Source organism: Centipeda flueggei ATCC 43531 (assembly GCF_000160695.1).
Classification (GTDB): Bacteria; Bacillota; Negativicutes; order Selenomonadales; family Selenomonadaceae; genus Centipeda; species Centipeda flueggei.
In genome coordinates, this window is record NZ_GG694006.1 from 786,015 (window position 1) to 809,237 (window position 23,223).

The window sequence follows — 23,223 nt, forward strand, 5'->3', positions numbered from 1 at the left end:
CCCCCATTCTGCTGCGCAGAGTCCCAACTCTGCACAGGTATAATAACAACGTGTCTTATTATACATCATGTATACATCATTAGTAAAGTCTAAGTTTTATAGGGGAAAACTATCTTTCTTTGTTAAGGACTCACTGATAAAACGAAATTCGTCAGATTAGCGTAGATTTTTCGTCCAAATGAAGCGGAAAATGGGACGCAGCGTGCTGCTCTGCACTAGATTTCCCGCCGAAATGCGGGCAAAAAAATGCGTCAATGGCTGAATTTATCAGTACCTCCTCAATATCCAGAAACACAGCGAAATAGAAAAGAGTCATCTGTACAGATGACTCTCCGCCTAGCTATATGGCTTTACCGCTTCATATTGATCAGCGTCTCAAGCATCTCATCCGAGACCGTAATCATCTTCGAGTTCGACTGGAAGCCGCGCTGGGTGATGATCATGTCGGAGAACTGATCGGCAAGATCCACGTTCGACATCTCGAGTGCCGAAGTCGTCAGCTCCGTGCCGATATCCGACGCGCCGCTGATCGTACGCGTACCGGAGTTGTTCGACTCCTGATAGAGGTTCCCGCCCATTTTCGTGAGACCGGACGGGTTGTTGAACTGCGCCATCGCGATCTGGGCTTCCTTCTGGCGAACGCCGTTCGTATACGTGCCAGTAATCACGCCCGTACTGTCAATATCGACACTCGCGAGCGTACCTGCCGCATGTCCGTCGGAATCCGCCGCAATCGTCGAGGTACCCGAGTACTGCGTGATGGCAGCGAGGTTCATCGCCACCTGCTGAGGTGCCGCACCGTTCTCATACGTGAGGCTCAGCGAGGCCGTACCGCTGACGTATGAGCCTGACGTATCAAACTTCAGATCCGTCTTGGTCAGCGCAACTGTCGTCGTTGTACCATCCGCCTCGGTGATGTTGAACGTATCGCCGCCGCTGCCGAGTGAGAGCGTCCACTTGTTATTCGATGCCTTCGTAAAGACGACGGGAACGCTATGCTTCGCCCCAAGCGAGTCGTAGACCGTAATCGTCGTCGCCACCGAGGGATAGAAGGTATCGTTCCGCGCGTAGTCCTTCCCCACCAGACCGTCGATTGAACTGCCGCTCTTCGTGTTCAGCACCACGCTGGACACGGTCTTTCCGCCGAACTGATAGACGGACTCACGCGTGATCGACTGGATCGTTCCATCCGTAGCGCTGCCCGTATGTGCATACGTAGCGGCCGCACTTGTAATGGCGGGAATTGGCGCCGCCAGCTTAACACTGTTGCCGTCCGCCGTGGTCACCGTAGCCCCTGTCTGCGGCGTAAGGCTCGTGACCTTCAGCTGTCCCGTATAGGTATCGCCGACCGCATAGGTGAAGCTGTTCGGGTTTGGAACTTTGACGGTAACGACTGTTCCCGGCGTAATCGTATTGTTCGCGTCCAGCGTCAGAACAACATCGGAGGGCGGCGAGCTGACAACACTCGTAATCTTGCCGCTGATGTTGAACACATCCCCAAAGGCATAGGTTCCGCTTGTCAGGGAAGTCGCGCCCGTACGCGTGATGGTCGCCGTTGCCGAACCATTGATCTCCTTCGGGCTGGAGGGATTGCCGCTGTCCATCGCAAGCACCGCATCCACATGTCCCGTTGTACTTGCGGTAACATTGGAGATTGTGGAGCTGTAGAGGGTACCCGTCGGAGCGCTGCCGACGGTCTGGGCAGGAGCACTGGAATCAAGGTAGATCTTTCTGCCGTTGTCCATGGTCAGAACGAGCTTTCCTACTTCGCTTGGTGCATAGGAATTGGTCGTCTGTGTCGTGCCGTCTGCATAGCGCACAAGCACGTTCGCCACCTCATAGCCCGGTGTCGTCGCGTTGAGGTTCTTCGTATAGGACGCTGTTGCGGTTGTCTGTGCCTCCATGGACTTTCCTGCGGGGATGCGGATATTCGTCGTGTTGTCGCCCGCGACCGAGATAACGCCGTTGTTTGCCATGTACCCCTGCACATAGAGTCCCGTGCTGGGGATCGTGAGGTTTCCCTCTGCGTCAAACGAGAACGCACCGTTGCGCGTATAAAATTTCTGCTGCCCCTTCGAAACGACGAAGAGACCGTCGCCGCGCGAGATGGCAATGTCCGTATTCTTGCCCGTCTGTTGGACGGAGCCGTTGGTATAGAGGAGGTCAGTCGACGCGACGGACATACCAAGACCAATCTGCTTCGGGTTCACGCCGCCGATTGTTCCGTTTGGAGCGGATGCACCCGAGAGGTTCTGTGAAATCATATCTGCAAATGTGACACGACTTGCCTTAAACCCAGTCGTATTGACATTTGCAATGTTGTTGCCGACAACATCCATGCGGGTCTGATGGCCTTTGAGGCCGGAAACAGCCGAAAACATGGAACGGATCATAGTGAATCTCTCCTTTGTCAGTCTGACAGTGCAAAGGAAGAGCCATATCTGCTATGGTCATGCGCTCCTCACTCCGAGGAAATGCACACGCAGGGATGCCTGGCACCCCGTCCTGACCGCGCCAGTCGCGCGCGGTCAAAAGCCTCCCGTAGGTCCGGCTTCGTCAGATGATGGCTGCACTGTCAATGTTCGTGAAAATACTGTCTGCCGCCGTCACGTCGTCAAGCGCCGTGATGACGGTGCGGTTGGTCACGGAGACGACCATCGCCGTACTGTCCTTCATGTAGATTAGAGCCTCCCTTGCCCCCTTCTCTCTCATGCGGTCAATCGTACTGCCCAGCTTCTCGAGCTCCGTATTCGTGAGCGTCACGCCGCGCCGCTGCAGCCGCTCCTCCGCATGCTGCGAAAAGCGAACGCGCTCTTTCGCCCCTTTTAGTACCTGTGCAAACGATGCGCCGCTGCTGCCCATCGCTCTTCGTCCATGGTCGGTCCCCCTGCTTCCCTGCCCGACCAGCGCCATCGAATCGTCTGCAATTCTCATCGCCTCACCTCCTTTTTTGCACAAAAATAAAATGTTCCACCTTCTATATCGGCGGAACATAAAGGAAACTTAAGTATAAATTATGAAGTTGTTTGACAGGCTTTAGAAATTCTCAGAGTTCCATCACGCCGTAGGCGATGCGACTGTACCTGCCGCCTGTGAGGTCAGTAAACCCAAGGCGGGCGAACTCCCCGCTTCCCCGCCGCTCCTTCATCACAACGCGGCGGCATGCGACACGCCGCGCCTCAGCAATGGTCTCTGCCGTGAGGGCGTGCCCGTCGGCGAGCACGCGCAGGGCATTCATCCCCGCGCTCTCATGGACAGGACAACGAAACATCGGGTCAAAGTAGACGGCGTCATAGCTCCTGTCCGCCTGCGCGCGCAGGTAGTCCAGCGCATCGGCCGCATGGACGCTGATGCGCCGCATCGCCGCGTGCATCTCGTAGTTGTCCCCCGTCGCGTGTGCGAGTCCGTCGCCGATTACCGCCGCGATGATGGGATTCGCCTCGAGTGCCGTCACGGCACCCGCGGCCCCGACGGCAAAACTTTCGATGATGGCATCCGCGCCTGTGCCGAGCGTGCAGTCGAGGACGCGCATCCCCTCCGTGAGGCCGAGCGCATGGACGAGATGGTCTCCCTGTCCGCTTCGCAGAGTCTTGATGCGCAGATGTGCCATGCCGGGATGAAAGAAGAGCTCGCCCTCCGCCGTCACCGCCGTCAAGAGGCCGCGCCGCGCGACGAGCACGGCATCCACACCGTACACTGTTCGCATCTCATCGAGCGAGTCACTGCCGCGCGGGACGTTTGGAATACCGAGCTGCGCCGCCGTCCGCGCCGCAAGTGCACGATTTGCTGCGGCGAATTTCTGGCCGCGCCGCACGGTCGTCACGACGGCGCTGACCGTCCCGCACGTCACAGCCCGAACCCCGTGCGCTTGAACATCTTCGCGAGGTCGTGTGTACCGAACTTCAGAATCGTTGGCCGTCCGTGCGGACAGGTAAAGGGAAACGGCGTTGCCCGCAGCTCCGCCAAGAGGATCTCCATCTGGCGGATGCTCAGTTCCTCGCCCGCCTTGATCGCTGCACGGCACGCCATCGTCGCAATCCCCGCCTCGCGCAGATTCGCGGGGGTCGCGGTGTGCAGGTCGCCGAGGGATGCGAGGATCTCACGGATGATGCCCTCTGCCTCCTCCGTCGGGACGTCGGCGGGCGTCTCCGTCAGGCGATAGGTGCGCTCCCCCGCCGCCTCCAGATGAAAGCCGAGACGGTCAAAGAGCTCCGCATTTTCTTCAATATATTGTGCCTCATGTGCATCGAACGAAAGAATGGCATGCACGAGCATCTGCTGGGAGGGAATCCCATCCGTCTGCGCCGAAAAGCGGTCAAAGAGGATGCGCTCATGCGCCGCATGCTGATCGATGATGTAGAGCGTCGCAGTGCTCTGAGCGATAATGTAGGTAAGGTCGACCTGCCCGATGGGAAGCATTCGCTCCTCCATGGAGATATCGTCCCCCTGCGCCGCCCGCGGTGCAGACGGTACGTCCGAGAACGCCGCACGCTCCTGTGCGCGGACCTCCTGCACAGCATCCTGTGCCGTACGCAGATCGACGCGTGCGCCTGCCCACTGCACCGCCTCGTGGACGGTCTGCGGGTGCGGCGGCGGAGCGGCATAGCCGCGTGCCGGGGCAGAGACAGGCGATGCGGACAGCGTGCTCACATCGAGCGGCACTGCTTCGTAGTGGAACTTCGGCTTTTCCACGGCGGCGGCAATCCCCGTCGTCTCTCCTGCCGCGCCGCGAATGGCGTCGAGCACCGCCTTGTAGACTGCCTTAAAAATACGCCCCTCATCCTCGAACTTCATCTCCGTTTTCTGCGGATGCACATTCACATCAATCGTGCGCTGCGGCACGGTGATGACGATGACGGCGAGCGGGAAGCCCATCTTCGGCACGAGGGAACGGTACACATTGTCGATCGCCTTCGCAATCGCGCGGTTCTGGATCGTCCGCCCGTTGACGATGTAGGTCTGCCACGCGCGGCTGCTGCGAATCAGGGATGGCTTCGAAATATAGCCCGTGATGCGGATATCCGCCGCATCGTCGTAAAAATCCAGCGGAATCAGTGCGCTCGCCGCATCGCCGCCGTAGATGCTCCCAATCGTACGGGCGAGGTCTCCGTCTCCCGCCGTCATGATGGTCATGCGGTTGTTGTTGATGAAGCGGAACGCAATGTCGGGGCGTGAGAGTGCGAGGCGGATCACGTAATCGCTGATCTTCCCCGCCTCGGTCGCATTCGTCTTGAGAAATTTCTTGCGCGCGGGTGTGTTGAAGAAAAGATCCTCGACGCGCACACTCGTCCCGACCGCACAGCCCGCGTCCTCAATCATGGGCGTACCGCCGCCGCTGATGTCGACGCGCGTGCCGAGATCATCCGCCGCCTGCCGCGTCAGAAGAGAAAAATGTGACACGGACGCGATCGTCGGCAGCGCCTCGCCGCGAAAGCCGAGGGTCGCAATCGTCTCGAGATCGGAGGCGGCGGCAATCTTGCTCGTCGCATGGCGCAGAATCGCCGCGCGCGCATCCTCTCCGGTCATGCCGCGTCCGTTGTCCGTCACACGGATAAAGCTCGTGCCGCCGCCCATGATCTCGACCTCGACCGCTGTCGCGCCCGCATCCATCGCGTTCTCGACCAGCTCCTTTACGACAGAGGCAGGCCGCTCAACCACCTCGCCTGCCGCGATCTTGTTGATGGTTGCATCGTCCAATACGTGAATCCGTGTCATCCCTCACCCTCCTCCTTTCGCGCCTGTTCCTGCAGACGATAGAGTGTATTCAGTGCCTCAAGCGGCGTCATCGTCATCACATCGAGCGCACGCAGCTCGTCGAGCGTCCCGCCCGCAAAGAGCGACGCCATCCCCGCATCGGATGTCTTCTGTACCGACGTCTCCTGCGGTGCGCTCTGCGGCGCAGCCGCCTCCAGTGCGTGCAGGATCTCCTCCGCGCGCTCCGTCACGCGCTGGGGCAGACCCGCGAGGCGTGCAACGTGGATGCCGTAGGACTTATCCGCCGCCCCTGCGACGATGCGCCGCAGGAATACGACATTTTTCCCCTTTTCGCGCACGGCAATACAGTAGTTGCGGATGCGCTCGTTCTCCATCTCCGTCAGCTCATGGTAATGCGTCGCAAACAGCGTCTTGGCGTGGATGCGGCCGTCGATATGCTCCACCACCGCGCGCGCGATGCTCATGCCGTCAAAGGTGCTCGTGCCGCGCCCGATCTCGTCGAGAATCACGAGGCTGTCCCTCGTCGCCTCGCGCAGGATCTGTGCGACCTCGTTCATCTCCACCATGAAAGTGCTCTGCCCGCTCACGAGGTCGTCGCTCGCGCCGATGCGCGTAAAGATGCGGTCGACGGGTGCGATCTCCGCCGTACGCGCAGGGACGAAGCTGCCGACCTGCGCCATGAGCGTGAGGAGGGCAACCTGCCGCATATAGGTGGATTTCCCCGCCATATTCGGTCCCGTGATGAGCATCGTCTCTGTTCCGCCGTGGCTGAGTTCCGTATCGTTTGGGACAAACACATCGCGCTGCAGAATGCGCTCGACAAGCGGATGCCGCCCGTCACGGATGCGGATGCCGCCGTCTGCGCCCACGGTCGGGCGGACATAGCGGTACGATGCCGCCGCCGCCGCAAGGCTCTGCAGGACATCAACGCGCGCAATCGCGCGGGCGACGCCTTGAATCGGCACGAGCTGCTCGCGTACGCGCTCGCGCAGCTCTGTGAAGAGATGATACTCAAGGGCGGTGATCTTCTCCTCTGCGCCGAGAATCTTCGCCTCGAAGTTCTTCAGCTCCTCCGTGATAAAGCGCTCCGTATTCGCGAGCGTCTGCTTGCGGATATAGCCCTCAGGCACCTGATCGCGCCCGCTGTGGCGCACCTCGATGTAGTAGCCGAACACCTTGTTGTAGCCGATCTTGAGCGTCTTGATGCCCGTCCGCGTGCGTTCACGTTCCTCCATCTCCTGCAGAAGTGACTTGCTGTCATGGGAAAAACGGCGGAGTTCGTCGAGATCGGCATCATAGCCTGCACGGATCATGCCGCCCTCGCGCACCGAGAGCCCCGGCTCATCCACGAGTGCATGCGTGAGCTCGTCACGCAGAGCATCAAAGGTCTCGATCTCCCCTGCCGCACGCACAAGGAGGCGGCTCACTGCCGCTGCGAGGCACGCGCGCACGGCGGGCAGGGCGGCGAGCGAGATGCGCAGAGCGACGAGATCGCGTGCGTTCGCCGTCTGCGTCTCAATGCGCGTCAGGAGCCGCTCGAAGTCATAGACCGTATGCAGGGCATCACGCAGGGCATCGCGCAGCGTACTCTTTTCCACCAGCTCTGCCACCGCATCCAGCCGTGCATCAATGCGGTGCGGCGTGAGCAGAGGATGTTCCAGCCACGCCTTGAGAAGGCGCGTTCCCATCGGCGTGCGCGTGAAGTCGAGCACGTCAAAGAGGGTATTCTTTTTCCCGCCGTCGCGCAGACTGCGTGTGATCTCAAGATTGCGCAGCGTATAGGTGTCGAGCTGCATCGTCTCCGCCGCATCGAGGAAGGCGAGGCGGTTGATCTGCGAGAGATCCGCCATCACCGTCTCATGCAGATAGGTGAGGAGCGCCGCGAGTGCCGCTCGCGCCCCCGCATCGCACGGAATCTCCTCCGCAGGGAAATGCTGCGCGGGAAGTGCCGCATCCGCCTCCCTGCTGACGACGGAGACCACACAGTGCGGCAGACGGTGCGCAAGAAAAGCCCGCACCTCATCCGCAAGGGAAAAGCCCTCCGTCAGGAGCAGCTCTGCCGCCATACGGCGATAGAGCTCATCCATGATCTGCTGCGCCGCATGCTCGCCTGCGTAGACGGCATAGAACGCTTCGCCCGTCGTGATGTCCGCGCCCGCGAGGACGAACTGTCCCGGCGCAGGCTCGTGCAGGAGCACGATGTAGATGTTGGACGCATCACGCAGTGCCTCATCGGAGAGCGCCGTGCCCGGCGTGACCACCTTCACTACTTCGCGGTGCGTCAGCCCCTTTGCCTTCGGGTCGCCGATCTGCTCGGCAATCGCCACCTTGAACCCCTTTGCGACGAGACGCGCGATATAGCTGTCCGCCGCATGATAGGGAACGCCGCACATGGGATTCTTCTCGAGATCGCCGCTGCGGCTCGTCAGCGTCAGCCCGAGCTCCTTCGCCGCCACCTTCGCGTCGTCGAAGAACATCTCGTAGAAGTCACCCAGACGAAAGAAAAGGAGCTCGCCCGGATGCGCCTCTTTCGCGGCGAGATACTGCTGCATCATCGGCGTCACATTCTGCGCGTCCATAACAAACCTCCTAAATCATGTGATAAAAACAAAAGATGGCAACGCATTGTTCAAAGCGCCCCCACCGTCACGCTAATGCGTGTCACCTCCCCCGCTCTGGCAGGGGAGGCTTTGTGAGTGCAGTGTGTACATGATGTGAAGCCCTGAGCGAACCCTAGTGAAGCAAGTGAGAAAATACTGACCTGTCCAAGAAGCAAGCCCGCAGGGCGTAGCTGATTGGGAAACAGGTCGTATGGGAAAACGTCCCAAGAACACGAGCGTTAGCGATGTGTGATTGGTCGACGTTGACCGCTCGCGCGTTTCGCCCCGACGGATTTCTGCCGTCCAAGCGAAGCGCGTTTCAGGAATCCGTCGGTATTTAAGCGAATAAGCGCGCGAACACTTGCGCAACGAAGTGTTCGCGTGGAACTCGCCCCCTATACCGAAATCTACCGAACAACCTCGCCCTTCAGCACCCAAGTCTGCGGCTGCGTGATCTTCACCTGCACAAAATCGCCCACGCGCTCCGCCCCATGCGGAAAGAGGACAATCTTATTCGTGCGCGTGCGCCCGCTCCACACGGCGGGATCGTTCTTGCTCGCGCCCTCGACCATCACCTCGGCCTGCGCGCTGCGCAGCCCCTCATTGATCGCTCGGCTGATCTCGTTCTGCACTGCCATCAAGCGCTCCAGACGTGCGTGCTTCACCTCATCCGGCACCTGCGCCGCCATTGCTGCGGCAGGCGTGCCCGAGCGCTTCGAGTAGAGGAACGTATACGCCGCGTCATAGCGCATCTCGCGCAGGAAATCCAGTGTCTCTGCGAAGTCCTCCTCCGTCTCCCCCGGGAAGCCCACGATGAGATCCGTCGTGAGGCTCGCCCCCGGCAGGGCCTCGCGCACGCGCCGTGCGCGCTCACGGTACTGCTCCACTGTATAGACACGGTTCATCGCCTTCAGGATGCGGTTGCTCCCGTACTGCACAGGCAGATGAATGTGCTCGCAGATATGCGTGCCGTTTTTGATCGTGTCAATCAGCTTGTCGCTGATGTCCTTCGGATGCGACGTCATAAAGCGCACGCGGCGAATCCCCTCCACCGCATCCACCATGCGCAGGAGATCGGCAAAATCCGCCTGCCCATGATCTTTCCCGTAGGAGTTGACATTCTGCCCGAGGAGGGTCACCTCGCGATAGCCGTCCGCCGCTGCACGGCGCACCTCCGCCACGACCTCCTCGGGCATGCGGCTGCGCTCACGTCCGCGCACGTAGGGGACGATGCAGTACGTACAGTAATTGTTGCACCCATACATGATCGGCACCCACGCTGAGAGCGTCCCGCTGCGTGCGATGGGCAGATGCTCCTCCACCGCGCGTGCATCGAGCGCGACATCCACTACGGGCGTGCGCTTCGCCGCGATCTCGGCGACAATGCGTCCCAATTCCTGCACCTTGCCCGTACCGAGCACAAAGTCGATGTGCGGTGCGCGGCGCATGAGGTTTTCCCCCTCCTTCTGCGCCATGCAGCCCGTGATGCCGAAGATCAGCTGCGGATGACGCTCCTTGACCTTCTTGATCTCGCCGATCTTCCCGTAGACCTTGTCCTCTGCCGTCTCGCGCACACAGCACGTATTGATGAGGATGACATCGGCATCCGCCGTCTCCTCCGTCCGCACATAGCCCGCCGCCTGCAGCTGCCCCTCCATGCGCTCCGCATCGGCGATATTCATCTGACAGCCGTAAACCAGGATTTTATATCGTCCCCGCATTCATTTCCCTTCCATATAATATAACATAATAACATAAAAAGTCTGGAAGGAATCCTTCCAGACCGTGTTTCATATTGGAGGCGACACCCAGAATCGAACTGGGGATAAAGGTTTTGCAGACCTCGGCCTTACCACTTGGCTATGTCGCCGAAAGATGGAGCGGAAAACGAGGCTCGAACTCGCGACCCCCACCTTGGCAAGGTGGTGCTCTACCACTGAGCTACTTCCGCAGATACTCTCTGCACCGCTGTGATGCGATACTTAGACAGTATAGCGATAAATATATCCTCTGTCAAGTCCAAAAAATGAAAACATGTAGGATTACAATAGATATGTTACACAAGTAAATAAAAAGAGAAAGCCAATTTGTGTTATGCTCTATCTACCCAAACAAACCACACACAAAGGAGGCTTTCTCATGAAAAGCATAACACAGGACATCAAGTATTATCAAGCGATTCTTTCCTATGCCGATCAGCACGGTGTCACAAAGGCGGCCATCAAATACCACACCTATCGCCAGTTCATCTACCGTCTACGCAATCGCTACGATGGTACGCCGGAATCCCTCGATCCAAGGTCACGGCGTCCCCATCATCACCCCAACGAACACTCAGACAGGGAGATCGCTCTCATTCGTCGCATGCGCAAACGTCGTCCCAATACAGGCCTCATCTGTTTCTGGGTGCATCTACGCAAAAAGGGTTATACACGTTCCATAACAGGTCTTTATCGCTGCATGAAACGTCTTGGACTCAAAGCAGGAAAAGCGAAGAAACCTGTATATAAACCTAAGCCCTACGAACAGGCAACCTTCCCCGGGCAAAAGGTACAAATCGATGTCAAAGTCGTTCCCTCTGTCTGTATTGTTGGACAAGCAAAGGAACAGGGAGAGAAGATGTACCAGTATACGGCAATCGATGAATATACGCGTTTTCGCTTTATTGCAGCATTTAAGGAGCAATCGACGTATTCGTCCATGTGCTTTCTGCAGCAGCTCATCCGCCGTTTCCCGTTCAAGATACATAAAGTACAGACGGATAACGGAGCGGAGTTTACCAAGCGCTTCCAAGCGGCGGATGAAGCAAATCTGACGCTGTTTGAAAAGGAGTTAAAGCGTCTTGGTATTGCACACCAGAAGATTCGTCCTTATACCCCAAGACATAACGGTAAGGTAGAGCGTTCTCACCGAAAGGACAACGAGGAGTTTTACGCCTCACATACCTTTTACTCGTTTGAGGATTTTAAGATGCAGCTTGCACGGCGAAACAGGGAGTATAACAATTTTCCTATGCGCCCTCTCGGGTGGAAATCTCCTCGTGAGGCTCTCTCTCTTTTTCTCTCTTGTGTAACATATGATTGACAAACCTACAAAAAAATGAAAACACAATTTGACCACGATTCCTTAAAATGATTTGACAGGACGCTCCAATTCTGTAATAATGCAAATTGAACTATTTTATAGAAACTTTTGGATATGATCAGGAGGGATCAATCATCAACAAGTTAAATAAAAAGGATCTCCTGACGCTTGGCTTTATGATGTTCTCCATTTACTTCGGCGCGGGCAATCTGATCTTTGCGCCGGCACTTGGACAGGCAGCGGGCGAGCATACGCTGCTTGCAATCATCGGTTTTATGACGACGGGCGTCGGGCTGCCGCTCCTAGGCATCACGGCGATCGCACTCGCGGGCGGAGAATACGTCCCCCTGCTGCGCACAAAGACATGGCCTCTGTTTGCGACGGTGCTGCTCGTCATCCTCTATCTCATCATCGGGCCACTGTTTGCGATGCCGCGTACGGGTGCCGTCTCGTTCGAGATCGGCATACGCCCCTTCCTCACCGCAGACAATCTCGCCCTCGGGCAGCTGATCTACACGGCGATTTTCTTTGCCGCATCTTACTATCTCGCGCTGAATCCAAACAAGATCATTGACCGTGTGGGAAAGATGCTGACGCCCGCGCTTCTCCTCGTGCTCTTCATTCTCTTTGCGCAGGCATTCCATACGCCGCTTGGAGGGATTCTGCCGCCGACGGGAACATACGTTGATGCGCCGTACGCTCAGGGATTCCAAGATGGCTACCAGACGATGGATCTGCTTGCCTCCATCGCCATTGGTGCGCTCGTGACAAACGCCGTCCGTCTGCGCGGCATTACGGACAGCCGTGCGATTGGCTCGGCATGTCTGATCTCAGGGCTGATTACCGTGGTGCTCATGACGGTAGTCTACGGGTCGCTTGCCTACATCGGTGCAACAAGTGCCTCAGTACTCGGAGATACAGAGAACGGCGGACAGATTCTCGCAGGCGCCGTCGGTATTTTCTTTGGTTCTTCCGGCAATCTCCTGCTTGCCGTCATTATTGCCCTTGCATGCCTGACGACATGCTGCGGCATTACGTCGAGTGCAGCAATGTTCTTCAGCAAGCTGCTGAAGGGGCGCATCTCATACGAGCGCCTTCTGCTTCTCTCCATCCTGTTCAGCTTCGCTGCATCGAACATCGGGCTGACTCAGATCATCGCCCTGGCTGTTCCGTTCCTCGTCACGATTTACCCTCTCGTCATCGTCTTTGTCATTCTCTCACTCTTCGATCATTTCATTGGCTGGCGAAAGAGCATCTATCAGGGAGCGATCTTTCTCACACTCATATTCTCGCTGATCGACAGTCTTCATGCGGCAGGGTTGTGTCCCGCCGCTCTGCATGAGCTGCTCTCACGCACGATCCCGTTCTACGGCATCATGATGGGGTGGGTCTGCCCTGCCGTGATCGGTGCACTCGGCGGATTCTGCATTTCTCTCTTTCAGACGGCTCCCGCATCGGCAAAAGAAGCGCATACGCGGGCATAAAAAAGCTGCTGCACACCTTATGACCTGACCCCCAAACGTTAGACTTGAGGAATCTAACGTTTGGGGGTCACTGCATCATGCAGCAGTTTTTTAACCCCCGCTGTTTTTCTTTCGCCGCCAACGCAGGTAAAGGACAGCGATCCCAACAGCAGCGACGACAATAACGATTATGCTTGCCTCGTGTCCGTACGCCATAAGATCCGTCCAGCTCTCGCCGAGCACCATGCCGGCACAGAGGATTGCTGCCGTCCATGGGAGGGAGCCCGCTATCGTGTAGAAAAAGAATCGCTTTGGGTTGACACGGGCAAACCCAGCAGGCAGGGAGATAAAGGTCCGCACGACGGGAAGCATGCGGCTGAAGAATACGGCCTTCAGTCCATACCGATCAAACCAATCCTGTGCGATGTTCACGTGTGACTTCTTGATAAGGAAATATTTTCCATACTTGTCCACGAAGGGACGTCCGCCGCGCGCACCGACCTCATAGGCAAAGAGCGAACCGAGGAGTCCGCCTGCCATCCCTGCGAGAAGTGCTCCCTCGAACGACATGTGCCCTGCAAAGATGAGATAGCCGGCAAAGCCAAGGATCAGCTCACTGGGAATGGGAATGCACGCGTTCTCCGCCGCCATAAGAACAGCGACAGCAACATAGCCCCACGAGGCAATGAATGAAAGAAATATCTGCGTAAAATGCTCCACAGGGATGCTCCTTCGCATGATGATGAATGCCAACAAAAAATCCCCAGTGCATCGACAACACCGGAGACTCAGCTACAAGGTGGTGCCTCAGAGCGGAATCGAACCACTGACACGGGGATTTTCAGTCCCCTGCTCTACCAACTGAGCTACCGAGGCAAAAGGAAAAATGGCGACCCGAAGGGGACTTGAACCCCTGACCTCCGCCGTGACAGGGCGGCATTCTAACCAACTAAACTACCGGGCCGTTTCTGGTGACGCGTACGGGATTCGAACCCGTGAAGCCGCCGTGAAAGGGCGGTGTCTTAACCACTTGACCAACGCGCCGTATTCGCGCTGTGCGGCGGATGATCCTTGCAGACCATCCGCCGCACATTCACGAACGCCATTATATGGGATTTTACCCCACTTGTCAACAAATTTTATTTACAAATAATCCCATCTCAAAGGCTCATCCCGCCGCCGAGATTGGCCCACTGGACATCTGCGGCGTATTCCTCGAGCTCCGGCAGTTTCTCCATGAGGTACGAGTTCGTGACACGCACGAAGGTTCCCTTCATGCCGAGTGATTTCGACTCGATGACACCGGCGGACTCAAACTTACGGAGTGCATTAACGATAACTGAGCGCGTGATCTTTGCCTCATCGGCAATACGCGACGCGATGAGTCTGCCCTCGAACTTCCCTTGGCTCGCAAGTTCCTGCAGAATCGCATGTGCTGCCTTGCGCTCAGAGTACGAGAGTGTCTCCACCGCAATGCGTACTGCCTCACGCTGACGTGCCTCGATTTCACTCTTTTGCGCTGTGTCGCGCAGCATCTCCATGCCGACGACGGTCGCGCCGTACTCGCTGAGCAGGAGGTCGGGATCACCGAACTCCTTCCTGCCGCTAGCAACGACAAGCGTTCCGAGGCGACGGCGCGGCCCATAGATTGGCGTCACAACGATGTTCTGATCATGGAACAGCGTCGCCATCTCCTTCTCGAAGGACGCACCATCTGCGCCCACACGAATGTTGGAACGTGTCTCCTCGAGTCGGTTGAGCCAGTCCACGAACTTGCGCGGGAACTGTCCCAACTCAATCGCCTCATTCGTCATGAGGTCGTCATCATCGTCATAGAATGCATATCCGCAGATTCTGCCGCCCTCATCGGTGATATAAACGTTTGCCTCCAGGACATTACTCAACACGCGTGAGATCCCGTCATACTCCACGCTTTCCGAACGTTGGAGCAGACGATTGATTTGCCGCGTCTTTCCCAGCAATGTAATCATCTGAATCCCCCTCTTTCCCGAGCTGCACCCATACAGCTCTGCGAAACGACAACCACACCCCGTAAGATACATTTTTCCTTTACCTACATCATACTACACTTTTCCCAAATTTCAAGAAATACTTGAATGTTTTTCATCTTTCATTGATAAAATTATTCTATCGATTTATAGTTCAATATGATAATTATGAAAAATCTGTCTTATTCGGATGGCACTGCATCTTGTCAGCAATTCCTTAGAATTTTTTTTGTGACACCTTGCTTAACGGACAAAATCATAGTATAATGACACGGTGTTTGCGTGCGGCTTGAGTGAAGCCCACGTTGAGGAGGTGTAACAATGGCAAGTGTATGCGAGGTCTGCGGCAAAGGGATGATGAGCGGCAACAATGTGAGCCACTCCCATGTAAAGACGAAGCGTAAGTGGAAGCCGAACATTCAGCGCGTCCGTGCCCTGGTGGAAGGTGAGGTCAAGCGTGTCAATGTGTGCACACGCTGCCTGCGTTCCGGCAGTGTCGAGCGTGCCGTTTGAGCGAATACGCGCATAGAAAAAGCCGTCTGTTTAAGGAACCGCTGATAAAATGAGGTATGCCGGATTGGCGTACTGAATTTATCCGTGTTTTCTTAATTCGGGCGGTTTTTTCATAAGAAATTGCAGCGATGTCAGAGAGAGAAGGGGTTCGCCAATGGGAACAAATGTCACGGAGATCTGTGCGGCAAACGAGCGCTACGCCGCTGCATTCGGCGACAAGGGAGGGCTATCGCACGATCCGGCGCGGCGTTTTGCCATCGTCACCTGCATGGACTGCCGCCTCGATCCGGCAAAGTTCGCAGGGTTCGCGGAGGGCGATGCGCACGTGATCCGCAACGCAGGCGGGCGCGTGTCGGACGATGTGATTCGCTCTCTGCTGATCTCCTACAGGATGCTCGGAACAAATGAATGGTTCGTGATCCAGCATACGCACTGCGGGATGCAGGGCCCCACCAATGAGGCGATATGTGCGCGATTCGAGGAGGATGCTGCCGCGCATGGCGGGGATGCCGTCGAGGCACACTACATCGACTTTATGCCAATCGCAGGAGAGCTTGAGGAGAATCTCGTCCGCGATGTGCGCCGCCTGCGCACGCATCCGCTCGTCCCCGCATCCATCGTGATTCACGGCTGTATCTACGACGTGCACACGGGACGCCTGATCGTCTCGGAGGAAGCGGAGAAGATCGGCGCGGCAAAATAAGATAAATCAGCACAATAAAAAATGCTCCGAATGGAGCGTTTTTTATTGCATCTCACTGTTTTCCCGAGCCCAAGTATTTAGTACCTTCTTTACTTCACGCCAGTCGGGGAAATAGCGATCCATGCGGGCGTAGAACTGCGCGTTGTGCCCGCGCACCCATAGGTGCGTGAGTTCGTGCATCATGACATAGCGCAGAGCACGCACGTCATACTGTACCAGCTGCAGATTGAGCGTGATGTAAGCCGTCCGCACATTGCAGCTGCCCCAGCGTGTCTTCATCGCGCGGATGCGCCAACGTTCGGCATGTTTTCCGACGACTGCCTCACAGTGCGGTGCTTCTCGTACGATTGCCGCTGCGAGTTCGCGGCGCCAGAGTGCATCGACTGCCGCGCGGCGCGTTTGTGCATCCGCGCCCGCAGGCGCGTGGAGCAAAATCATCCCGCCGACACATTCGGCATACGCCTTCCCCTGTACCAGCGGAGCATCGACAATAGGATATCCCCTGCCCCAAAGATGCACAATATCCCCCACCGCACAGAGCGACGGGGGCTTTTTTGCACGCATGGAAAGCAGACGTGCATCAATCCACGCACGCCTGCGCCTGACGAAGTTCTCCATATCGCGCATCAGCATCCGGCGCGGCACGCTGAGTTCGATCCGGCTGCCATCTCCACTGATGCGGAGGTAGAGGTTCTTGATGTTCTTGTAGCGGATGACGGCAGGAATCCCCGCCAGTGTCCGCTCCACCTCACGCAGGATGCGCCCGTGCCCCTTCATTTTTCATGTCCTGTACGCATCGCACGCATCTTCTGCGCGACGTTATACATGGCGTCGAGTTCTTCCTGATCGAAGGTATAAACTGCACTGCAGAAGTGGCATTTCACCTCCGCTGTCCCGTCGTCGCGGAGCGCACGCAGATCCGCCTCACCAAGCGTCAGCAGTCGATCGGTGATGTAGTTCTTCGAGCAGTTACAGCGAAAAGCGAGATCGGTATGGGAAAGGATCTTTACATCGTCAAACCCGCCGAGGACGCTGCGGACGATGCCCTCCGCATCCAGACCGCCTTCCACCATGTGGGAGACAGAGGAAATTCCCTTCAGGTTCCCCTCAAGACGGTCAATCACCGCATCCGATGCGCCCGGCAGAGGCTGGACAAAGAAACCGCCCGCGCCGAGGCACTGTACCTCGGGGCTGACGAGGACACCGAGCCCGATCGAGGACGGTGTCTGCTCCGAGGTGTAGAGGTAGTGGATGAGATCGTCGGCGATCTCTCCGCTGACGATATTGACGCTGCCCGTCACGGGCTCTTTCAGCCCCGTGAAGCGCGTGACGGAGAGGATGCCCTGCCCAATGCCGCCGCCGACATCGATCTTGCCGTGCGCATTCAGCGGCAGATGCACATGCGGATGATCGACACAGCCGCGCACCGAGCCATCCGCCGTCGCATCCGCCGTCACCGTGCCGAGAGGTCCATCTCCCTTGAATTTGATCGTGACGGATTCCTTGTTCTTGAGATTTGCGGCAGAGAGGAGCGCGCCCGTCATCGTGCGCCCGAGTGCCGCCGCCGCAACGGGCCAACAGTCATGCCGCCGCATTGCCTCGGCGACCACATCCGTCGTCACCGCCGCAAATACGCGCAGCTGTCCGTTTGCCGCCGTTGCTTTTACCAGTTGATCCATATTGCCTTACCAGTCGAGCGCGCGCTCATGCAGAACATCGCCCGTATCAATATCAAAAATCCGAATCGTGCCGTCCTCGAGGACAGCGACGGTATTGCGCCCGTCGGGGCGCTTCGAGAGCGCCGCCGAACCGGGGTTGAGAAACACCGTATTGCCGCGCTTTTCGAGAACGGTGATGTGCACATGCCCGCTGATAAAGAGATCAGCGCGCAGATGCTGCGCCATTTCATCTTTCTCCGCATCCGTCATAACGGCATCGCCGTGCGTGACGATGATGCGCCGCTCCTCCCACACAACGTAGGCGTAGGGAGACAGAACGGGAAGTGTGAGACAGCTCGCATCCACATCCGAGTCACAGTTTCCCTTGGCAATGATGACGGGGATCTCCGAGGCGTTGATGCGCTCGATCAGCCCCATCGGATTATAGTCCGCCTTCATTGGGTTGCGCGGCCCATGATAAGCGACGTCACCTGCATGGAGGATAAGGTCTGCCCCCGTGAAAAACTTCTCGCACGCGCGCGTCCATGCGTCCTCATGTCCGTGTGTATCACTGATGATGCCAATCTTCATCGCATCACAGCTTTCCGAGGAGACTTGCCATCTCCATCGCCGCCATCGCGGCATCGGCGCCCTTGTTGCCTGCCTTCGTGCCCGCGCGCTCAATCGCCTGCTCGATGTTCTCCGTCGTCACGACGCCGAAGATCGTCGGCACGCCCGTCTGGAGTCCAACCTGTGCTACGCCCTTCGATACCTCGCTGCAGACGTAGTCGTAGTGCGTCGTCGAGCCGCGAATGACCGCCCCGAGGCAGAGCACTGCATCATATTTCCCGCTCGCCGCCATCTTCTTCGCCGCAAGAGGGATCTCGAACGCCCCCGGCACCCATGCCACGTCGATGTCACTGTCCGCCGTCTCATGGCGGTGCAGCGTATCGAGTGCGCCGCCAACCAGCTTGCTCACAATAAACTCGTTGAAACGCGCCGCGACGATGCCGAATTTCAGCCCCTTGCCGCTGATGTAGCCTTCGATGATGTTTGCCATATTATTTTCTCCTTACTCCTCCATCATCTTCACAAATTGATTGTGTGATGATGCATTATAATACCCCAATTTATGCAGGCTGTACCAATCCTCAATCAGAGTTTCCTCCGCAGCATGGAGCGCAGTCAGAACTTCTCTGGCAAATTCCAGAGGTGCAGCCCCGTTTGCCGTAATGATGTTCTTATCGCAGATGGCTTGTCGCGCTTGAAAGTTCTCCGCTCCCTTGTACTTCGTCCCCTGCCATTCCTCGAGTGCAGACAAACGATTGCCCGTATGTTTGACCGAATCGAGCACACCGATGGATGCTAAAAACGCCGCCGCATCGCAAATCCCGCCAAGTATCTTGCCGCTTTTCACACAATACTCGACCAATGGGATCATCTTCTGTGCACGCTCTTCGCGCCACCTCATACCGCCGATGAGGAGCAGAGCATCGTAATTCTTCGGTGCAGAATCCACCGTATAATCCGCCGCCGCATGAATGCCGCCAATGGAAGTAATAGGTTCTTTCGAGAGGGAGACTGTCTTGACCTCAAATTTTCCCTGACCAAGCATGTGAATTGCTGTCGACACGTACGCAGCTTCCCAGTCTGCATACTGTTCAAGAAGTGCCAGTAAAACCGTCTTCATCTCTCACACCCTCGCACTCATTTCCCCAATTCCTCATCGCTGAGGATATGTCCCATCTTTTCCTTCTTCGTCTCCATGTAACGACGGTCATGCTCATTCGGATGGATGACCAGCGGTACGCGCTCGACGATCGTCAGCCCATAGCCCTCAAGCCCCGCACGCTTTGCGGGATTGTTCGTCAAGAGACGGATGGTCGAAAGCCCGAGATCGGCAAGGATCTGTGCGCCGATGCCGTAGTCGCGGAGATCCGGCGCAAAGCCGAGCTCGACGTTCGCCTCGACGGTATCACGCCCCTGATCCTGCAGTGCGTAAGCGCGCATCTTGTTCGCAAGCCCGATGCCGCGTCCCTCCTGCCGCACGTAGAGGACGACGCCCTCGCCCTCCGCCTCGATGCGGCGCAGTGCCGTTGCGAGCTGATCGCCGCAGTCACAGCGCATCGAGCCGAGCGCATCTCCCGTCAGGCACTCCGAGTGTACGCGCACGAGAACATTTTCCTTGCCGCGCACATCCCCCTTGACGACGGCGAGATCACAGCGTTTGTTGAGCGTGTTCTCGTAGGCGATCAGTTTGAAATGCCCATACTTGCTCGGGAAGTCCACCTCCGAAATCCGATGGACAAAGTTCTCCGTATGCTTGCGGTACTCGATGAGATCCTTGATGGTGATGATGTTCAGCCCATGCTGTTTCGCAAACGCCTTCAGCTCAGGCGTACGCATCATGTGGCCGTCATCCGCCATGATCTCACAGCAGAGCCCCGCGGGGAACAGTCCCGCCATCCGCGCAAGGTCGGTCGTCGCCTCGGTGTGTCCCGCACGGCGCAGGACGCCGCCCTCGACCGTACGCAGGGGGAAGACGTGCCCTGGGCGGCGGAAGTTCGCGGGCTTTGCCGCAGGATCGAGCAGCATCTTGACCGTGTGGCACCGCTCGTACGCCGAGATGCCCGTCGTCGTATCGTACGCATCGACACTGACGGTGAAGGCAGTCTCGTGGTTGTCCGTGTTGTTCTCCACCATCTGACCGATCTCAAGCTCGTCGAGACGGCTGCCGATGATCGGCGTACAGATCAGTCCGCGTGCATGCGTCGCCATGAAGTTCATGTGCTCCGGCGTCATCTTCTCTGCCGCGACGATGAGGTCACCCTCGTTCTCCCTATCCTCATCGTCCACGACGACGAGCATCTTTCCATTTTTGATATCCTCAATTGCCTGTTCAATCGTTGCAAAATCTGACATGCTATTTCTCCTAAAAACTTGATCCATTGTAAAACAAGCGCCTCTACCCCAATGTGGTGCAATGTCCCTAAGCGAAACGAGGTGTTCGCGTGGGACTTGCACCACAGGGAGGAACCTATCACACGGCATTGTCTAAAACCCATGCTGCATCAGATATTCCCGCGTCAGCCCCGTCTTCCCCGCAGCAGAACTTTCACCCCCGAGCAGCTTCAGCGCATATTTTCCGAGGATATCCGTCTCTATATTGAGCAGACTGCCGATGCGCTTCGCACCGAGATTCGTCACCGTGCGCGTGTGCGGGATGAGGCTGACGGTAAAGTCCGCCGCGCCGACTGCCGCCACGGTGAGGCTGATGCCGTCGAGGGCAACCGAGCCCTTCTCGACAATCCCGCGCAGAATGTCTGCATCGGCGGCGACCGTCATGAGAATTGCATTTCCCTCCTCGCGCATGGCTCGTATCTTCCCCACGCCGTCGATGTGCCCGCTGACGAAATGTCCGCCCATGCGCGTCGTCGGCAGCAGCGCCCGCTCCAGATTGAGCGGTGCGCCGCGTGTCAGCTCCGCGAGCGAGGTGCGCCGCACCGTCTCGGGCATCACGTCGGCAGAAAAGCCCTGTGCATCGAATGAGGTGACCGTGAGGCAGATGCCGTTCACGGCGATGCTGTCGCCAATGTGCGCATCCGACTGGACGAGATGTGCACCGATCGAGAGCACGCCGCCCGAGAGGCGGGCAAATGTACCGACCTCCTCGATGATTCCTGTAAACATATCCTCACCTCACTCCGCCGGTGTGTGCAGGCTGCCCGTCACGAGGAGATCCGCGCCGACCTGTTCAACGTGCATATCATAGAGGTGCAGTGCCTCCTGCGGTGCGTCAAAGCCCACACCGCCGACGGGTGTAGGTGCCTCCCCGCCGCCCATCAGCATAGGGGCGATAAAGGCGCAGATCCGATCCACATAGCCGCCCGCAAGAAATGACCAATTCACCGCAGCACCGCCCTCGACGAGGAGGGACGTGCAGTCACGCGCGCCGAGCCAGTCGAGCACGCGCGGGAGCTCCACGCGCTCCGCCCCGAGTGTCACCACCTCTGCGCCGCATGCGCGGAGGCGATCCACGCGTCGCTGATCGGCACGCTCACTCACGGCGATCACCGTCGGAGCCGCTCCGTCCGTCACCAGTCTCGCATCATGCGGCGTGCGCGCCGCCGAATCCAGTACGACGCGCAGCGGATTCTTCCCTGCACGATGCGGCAGTCGCGTTGTCAGGCTCGGGTCATCCGCGAGCACAGTGCCGATGCCGACGAGAATCGCGTCGCTCGCATCGCGCATCTCATGCACGCGCAGACGTGCCTCCTCGCCCGTAATCCAGCGCGACGCCCCCGTATGACTTGCGATCTTCCCGTCGAGCGTCATCGCCGTCTTGAGCGTGACGAGGGGGCGCTTCGTTGTCACCCACGTGAGAAACGCAGCGTTCTGCCGCCGCGCTTCCGCCGCGCAGACGCCCGTCACGACCTCGATGCCCGCCGCCTCAAGCATCGCGATTCCGCGCCCTGCGACAAGCGGATTCGGGTCACGGAGCGCCACCACGACGCGCGTGATCCCCGCGGCGATCACCGCCTTGGCACAGGGGCCCGTCCGCCCCTGATGCGCACACGGCTCGAGCGTCACATAGAGCGTCGCACCGCGTGCCAACTCCCCCGCCATGCGGAGCGCGTGAATCTCCGCGTGCGGCTCGCCCGCCGCACGGTGCCAGCCGCTCGCAGCGACGATCCCGTCGCGTACGATGAGCGCCCCCACGAGCGGATTCGGCGACGTGCGCCCGCGCGCAAACTCCGCCAGATGCAGAGCCTCGCGCATATAGGATTCGTCCGTTTCGTTCATAACCGTCCATTCATAAAAAAACAAAAAAGCCGCCGGAAGAATCTCCTCCGGCGGCACATAAATCGTCCCAAGAAGTCACAGATATTGCATATCCATGTTCCTATCATAAGACGCGCCTTTTCTCATCCAGACTGCGAAAGCATCTGCCTTCTTCACTGTCGGCTCCGGAATTACACCGAATCATGCCGCTCTCACAAGCAGCTTGCGGGCTGTACCGCCGGTGGGGATTCTCACCCCGCCTCAAAGAGCATCATTCGTATGCTATTGTATCATTCTGTATTTGGACTGTCAATTGTAAATCTTGCACGTGCCGCGTGTCTCCTCAGCGCGGCGCACGACCTCATCGAGATCCGCCCCGCAGACCGCGGCAATCGCGGCGACCACACTGCCCTCAACGATGGGGCAGTCCGCCATGCGCACGCGGCTGCTGCGCATCTCCTCGATGATCGTCTCCGCCGTCAGCACAGAACTGCCCGCATCCGCGAGCACAACGACGCCGTCAGCGCTGCAGACGCTGTCGATCGCTGCCGTAATGCGCGCATAACTCGTCCCAAAGCCGCCGTCCTCCATGCCGCCCGCCGTTGCGATATGCGCATCCTTTGCCATCATGCGGCACGTCTCCGCGATGCCATGCGCGAGCACGGCACTGTGCGTTACAATCACAAGTCCGACCAT

The 23,223-nt window shown here is 58.0% G+C and carries 21 protein-coding genes, 5 tRNA genes and 1 riboswitch; of the genes, 4 read left to right on the forward strand and 22 right to left on the reverse strand.

Going from position 1 to position 23,223, the window contains the following annotated elements:
• Positions 1-350: 350 nt before the first annotated feature.
• The 8 genes from HMPREF0908_RS03745 to HMPREF0908_RS03780 form a co-directional block, all read right to left on the reverse strand.
• Positions 351-2,393 carry a flagellar hook-basal body complex protein gene (locus tag HMPREF0908_RS03745; protein WP_006690109.1) on the reverse strand — a complete coding sequence of 681 codons (2,043 nt, stop codon included), beginning with the start codon at positions 2,391-2,393 and terminating at the stop codon, positions 351-353.
• Positions 2,394-2,556: 163 nt separating this feature from the next.
• Positions 2,557-2,934, reverse strand: coding sequence for a TIGR02530 family flagellar biosynthesis protein (locus HMPREF0908_RS03750; RefSeq protein WP_040572396.1), 378 nt, complete (start codon positions 2,932-2,934; stop codon positions 2,557-2,559).
• Positions 2,935-3,046: 112 nt separating this feature from the next.
• Positions 3,047-3,850 (reverse strand): class I SAM-dependent methyltransferase, encoded by an 804-nt coding sequence (locus tag HMPREF0908_RS03755; protein ID WP_006690111.1) that lies wholly within the window; start codon positions 3,848-3,850, stop codon positions 3,047-3,049.
• Positions 3,847-5,715, reverse strand: coding sequence for a DNA mismatch repair endonuclease MutL (mutL, locus tag HMPREF0908_RS03760; RefSeq protein WP_006690112.1), 1,869 nt, complete (start codon positions 5,713-5,715; stop codon positions 3,847-3,849). Before mutL ends, HMPREF0908_RS03755 begins: the two co-directional genes overlap by 4 nt.
• A complete protein-coding gene (gene mutS / locus HMPREF0908_RS03765) occupies positions 5,712-8,294 on the reverse strand; it encodes a DNA mismatch repair protein MutS (protein ID WP_006690113.1) in 2,583 nt (860 codons plus the stop codon). The genes mutL and mutS overlap by 4 nt, the downstream gene beginning before the upstream one ends.
• A gap of 428 nt (positions 8,295-8,722) precedes the next feature.
• Positions 8,723-10,036, reverse strand: coding sequence for a tRNA (N6-isopentenyl adenosine(37)-C2)-methylthiotransferase MiaB (miaB, locus tag HMPREF0908_RS03770; protein ID WP_006690114.1), 1,314 nt, complete (start codon positions 10,034-10,036; stop codon positions 8,723-8,725).
• Positions 10,037-10,111: 75 nt separating this feature from the next.
• A tRNA-Cys gene (locus HMPREF0908_RS03775) sits at positions 10,112-10,185 on the reverse strand.
• Between the two features lie 6 nt (positions 10,186-10,191).
• Positions 10,192-10,266 (reverse strand) — tRNA-Gly (locus tag HMPREF0908_RS03780).
• Positions 10,267-10,409: 143 nt separating this feature from the next.
• Between HMPREF0908_RS03780 and HMPREF0908_RS03785 the strand changes: the two genes are divergently transcribed.
• Complete coding sequence (locus tag HMPREF0908_RS03785) at positions 10,410-11,399, forward strand: DDE-type integrase/transposase/recombinase (RefSeq protein ID WP_006690115.1); 990 nt, start codon at positions 10,410-10,412, stop codon at positions 11,397-11,399.
• 86 nt (positions 11,400-11,485) lie between these two features.
• Positions 11,486-12,883: a branched-chain amino acid transport system II carrier protein gene (gene brnQ, locus HMPREF0908_RS03790; protein WP_006690116.1), complete on the forward strand. Its 1,398-nt coding sequence runs from the start codon at positions 11,486-11,488 to the stop codon at positions 12,881-12,883.
• Between the two features lie 90 nt (positions 12,884-12,973).
• Here brnQ and HMPREF0908_RS03795 read toward each other — a convergent pair whose 3' ends face one another.
• From HMPREF0908_RS03795 to codY, 5 genes are all read right to left on the reverse strand, one after another.
• Positions 12,974-13,582 (reverse strand): DedA family protein, encoded by a 609-nt coding sequence (locus HMPREF0908_RS03795; protein ID WP_040572514.1) that lies wholly within the window; start codon positions 13,580-13,582, stop codon positions 12,974-12,976.
• A gap of 80 nt (positions 13,583-13,662) precedes the next feature.
• Positions 13,663-13,738 (reverse strand) — tRNA-Phe (locus HMPREF0908_RS03800).
• Between the two features lie 11 nt (positions 13,739-13,749).
• Positions 13,750-13,826, reverse strand: a tRNA-Asp gene (locus HMPREF0908_RS03805).
• Positions 13,827-13,831: 5 nt separating this feature from the next.
• A tRNA-Glu gene (locus HMPREF0908_RS03810) sits at positions 13,832-13,906 on the reverse strand.
• Between the two features lie 116 nt (positions 13,907-14,022).
• Positions 14,023-14,853 carry a GTP-sensing pleiotropic transcriptional regulator CodY gene (codY, locus tag HMPREF0908_RS03815; protein WP_006690118.1) on the reverse strand — a complete coding sequence of 277 codons (831 nt, stop codon included), beginning with the start codon at positions 14,851-14,853 and terminating at the stop codon, positions 14,023-14,025.
• A 339-nt stretch (positions 14,854-15,192) separates the two neighbouring features.
• Between codY and rpmB the strand changes: the two genes are divergently transcribed.
• Both rpmB and HMPREF0908_RS03825 read left to right on the forward strand, forming a co-directional pair.
• Positions 15,193-15,384, forward strand: a complete 192-nt coding sequence (gene rpmB, locus HMPREF0908_RS03820) for a 50S ribosomal protein L28 (RefSeq protein ID WP_006690119.1) — start codon at positions 15,193-15,195, stop codon at positions 15,382-15,384.
• Between the two features lie 154 nt (positions 15,385-15,538).
• Positions 15,539-16,087 (forward strand): beta-class carbonic anhydrase, encoded by a 549-nt coding sequence (locus tag HMPREF0908_RS03825; RefSeq protein ID WP_006690120.1) that lies wholly within the window; start codon positions 15,539-15,541, stop codon positions 16,085-16,087.
• A gap of 42 nt (positions 16,088-16,129) precedes the next feature.
• On the opposite strand, the gene HMPREF0908_RS03830 is transcribed toward HMPREF0908_RS03825, so the two are convergent.
• From HMPREF0908_RS03830 to dhaM, 9 genes are all read right to left on the reverse strand, one after another.
• Complete coding sequence (locus HMPREF0908_RS03830; protein ID WP_006690121.1) at positions 16,130-16,864, reverse strand: M48 family metallopeptidase; 735 nt, start codon at positions 16,862-16,864, stop codon at positions 16,130-16,132.
• Entirely contained in the window at positions 16,861-17,766 is a 906-nt protein-coding gene (gene hslO / locus HMPREF0908_RS03835; protein ID WP_006690122.1) for an Hsp33 family molecular chaperone HslO, read from the reverse strand. The genes HMPREF0908_RS03830 and hslO overlap by 4 nt, the downstream gene beginning before the upstream one ends.
• Positions 17,767-17,772: 6 nt before the next feature.
• Positions 17,773-18,336 (reverse strand): phosphodiesterase, encoded by a 564-nt coding sequence (yfcE, locus tag HMPREF0908_RS03840; protein ID WP_006690123.1) that lies wholly within the window; start codon positions 18,334-18,336, stop codon positions 17,773-17,775.
• Positions 18,337-18,340: 4 nt separating this feature from the next.
• Entirely contained in the window at positions 18,341-18,805 is a 465-nt protein-coding gene (gene ribH, locus HMPREF0908_RS03845) for a 6,7-dimethyl-8-ribityllumazine synthase (protein WP_006690124.1), read from the reverse strand.
• A gap of 12 nt (positions 18,806-18,817) precedes the next feature.
• Positions 18,818-19,435 (reverse strand): DJ-1/PfpI family protein, encoded by a 618-nt coding sequence (locus HMPREF0908_RS03850; RefSeq protein ID WP_006690125.1) that lies wholly within the window; start codon positions 19,433-19,435, stop codon positions 18,818-18,820.
• A gap of 17 nt (positions 19,436-19,452) precedes the next feature.
• Positions 19,453-20,667, reverse strand: coding sequence for a bifunctional 3,4-dihydroxy-2-butanone-4-phosphate synthase/GTP cyclohydrolase II (locus tag HMPREF0908_RS03855; protein ID WP_040572398.1), 1,215 nt, complete (start codon positions 20,665-20,667; stop codon positions 19,453-19,455).
• A gap of 132 nt (positions 20,668-20,799) precedes the next feature.
• Positions 20,800-21,435, reverse strand: a complete 636-nt coding sequence (locus HMPREF0908_RS03860; RefSeq protein ID WP_006690127.1) for a riboflavin synthase — start codon at positions 21,433-21,435, stop codon at positions 20,800-20,802.
• Positions 21,436-21,444: 9 nt separating this feature from the next.
• Positions 21,445-22,548: a bifunctional diaminohydroxyphosphoribosylaminopyrimidine deaminase/5-amino-6-(5-phosphoribosylamino)uracil reductase RibD gene (gene ribD / locus HMPREF0908_RS03865; RefSeq protein ID WP_040572515.1), complete on the reverse strand. Its 1,104-nt coding sequence runs from the start codon at positions 22,546-22,548 to the stop codon at positions 21,445-21,447.
• 110 nt (positions 22,549-22,658) lie between these two features.
• A riboswitch (FMN riboswitch) is annotated at positions 22,659-22,799 on the reverse strand.
• A 37-nt stretch (positions 22,800-22,836) separates the two neighbouring features.
• On the reverse strand, positions 22,837-23,223 hold the full coding sequence (gene dhaM / locus HMPREF0908_RS03870) for a dihydroxyacetone kinase phosphoryl donor subunit DhaM (RefSeq protein WP_006690129.1): 387 nt from the start codon (positions 23,221-23,223) through the stop codon (positions 22,837-22,839).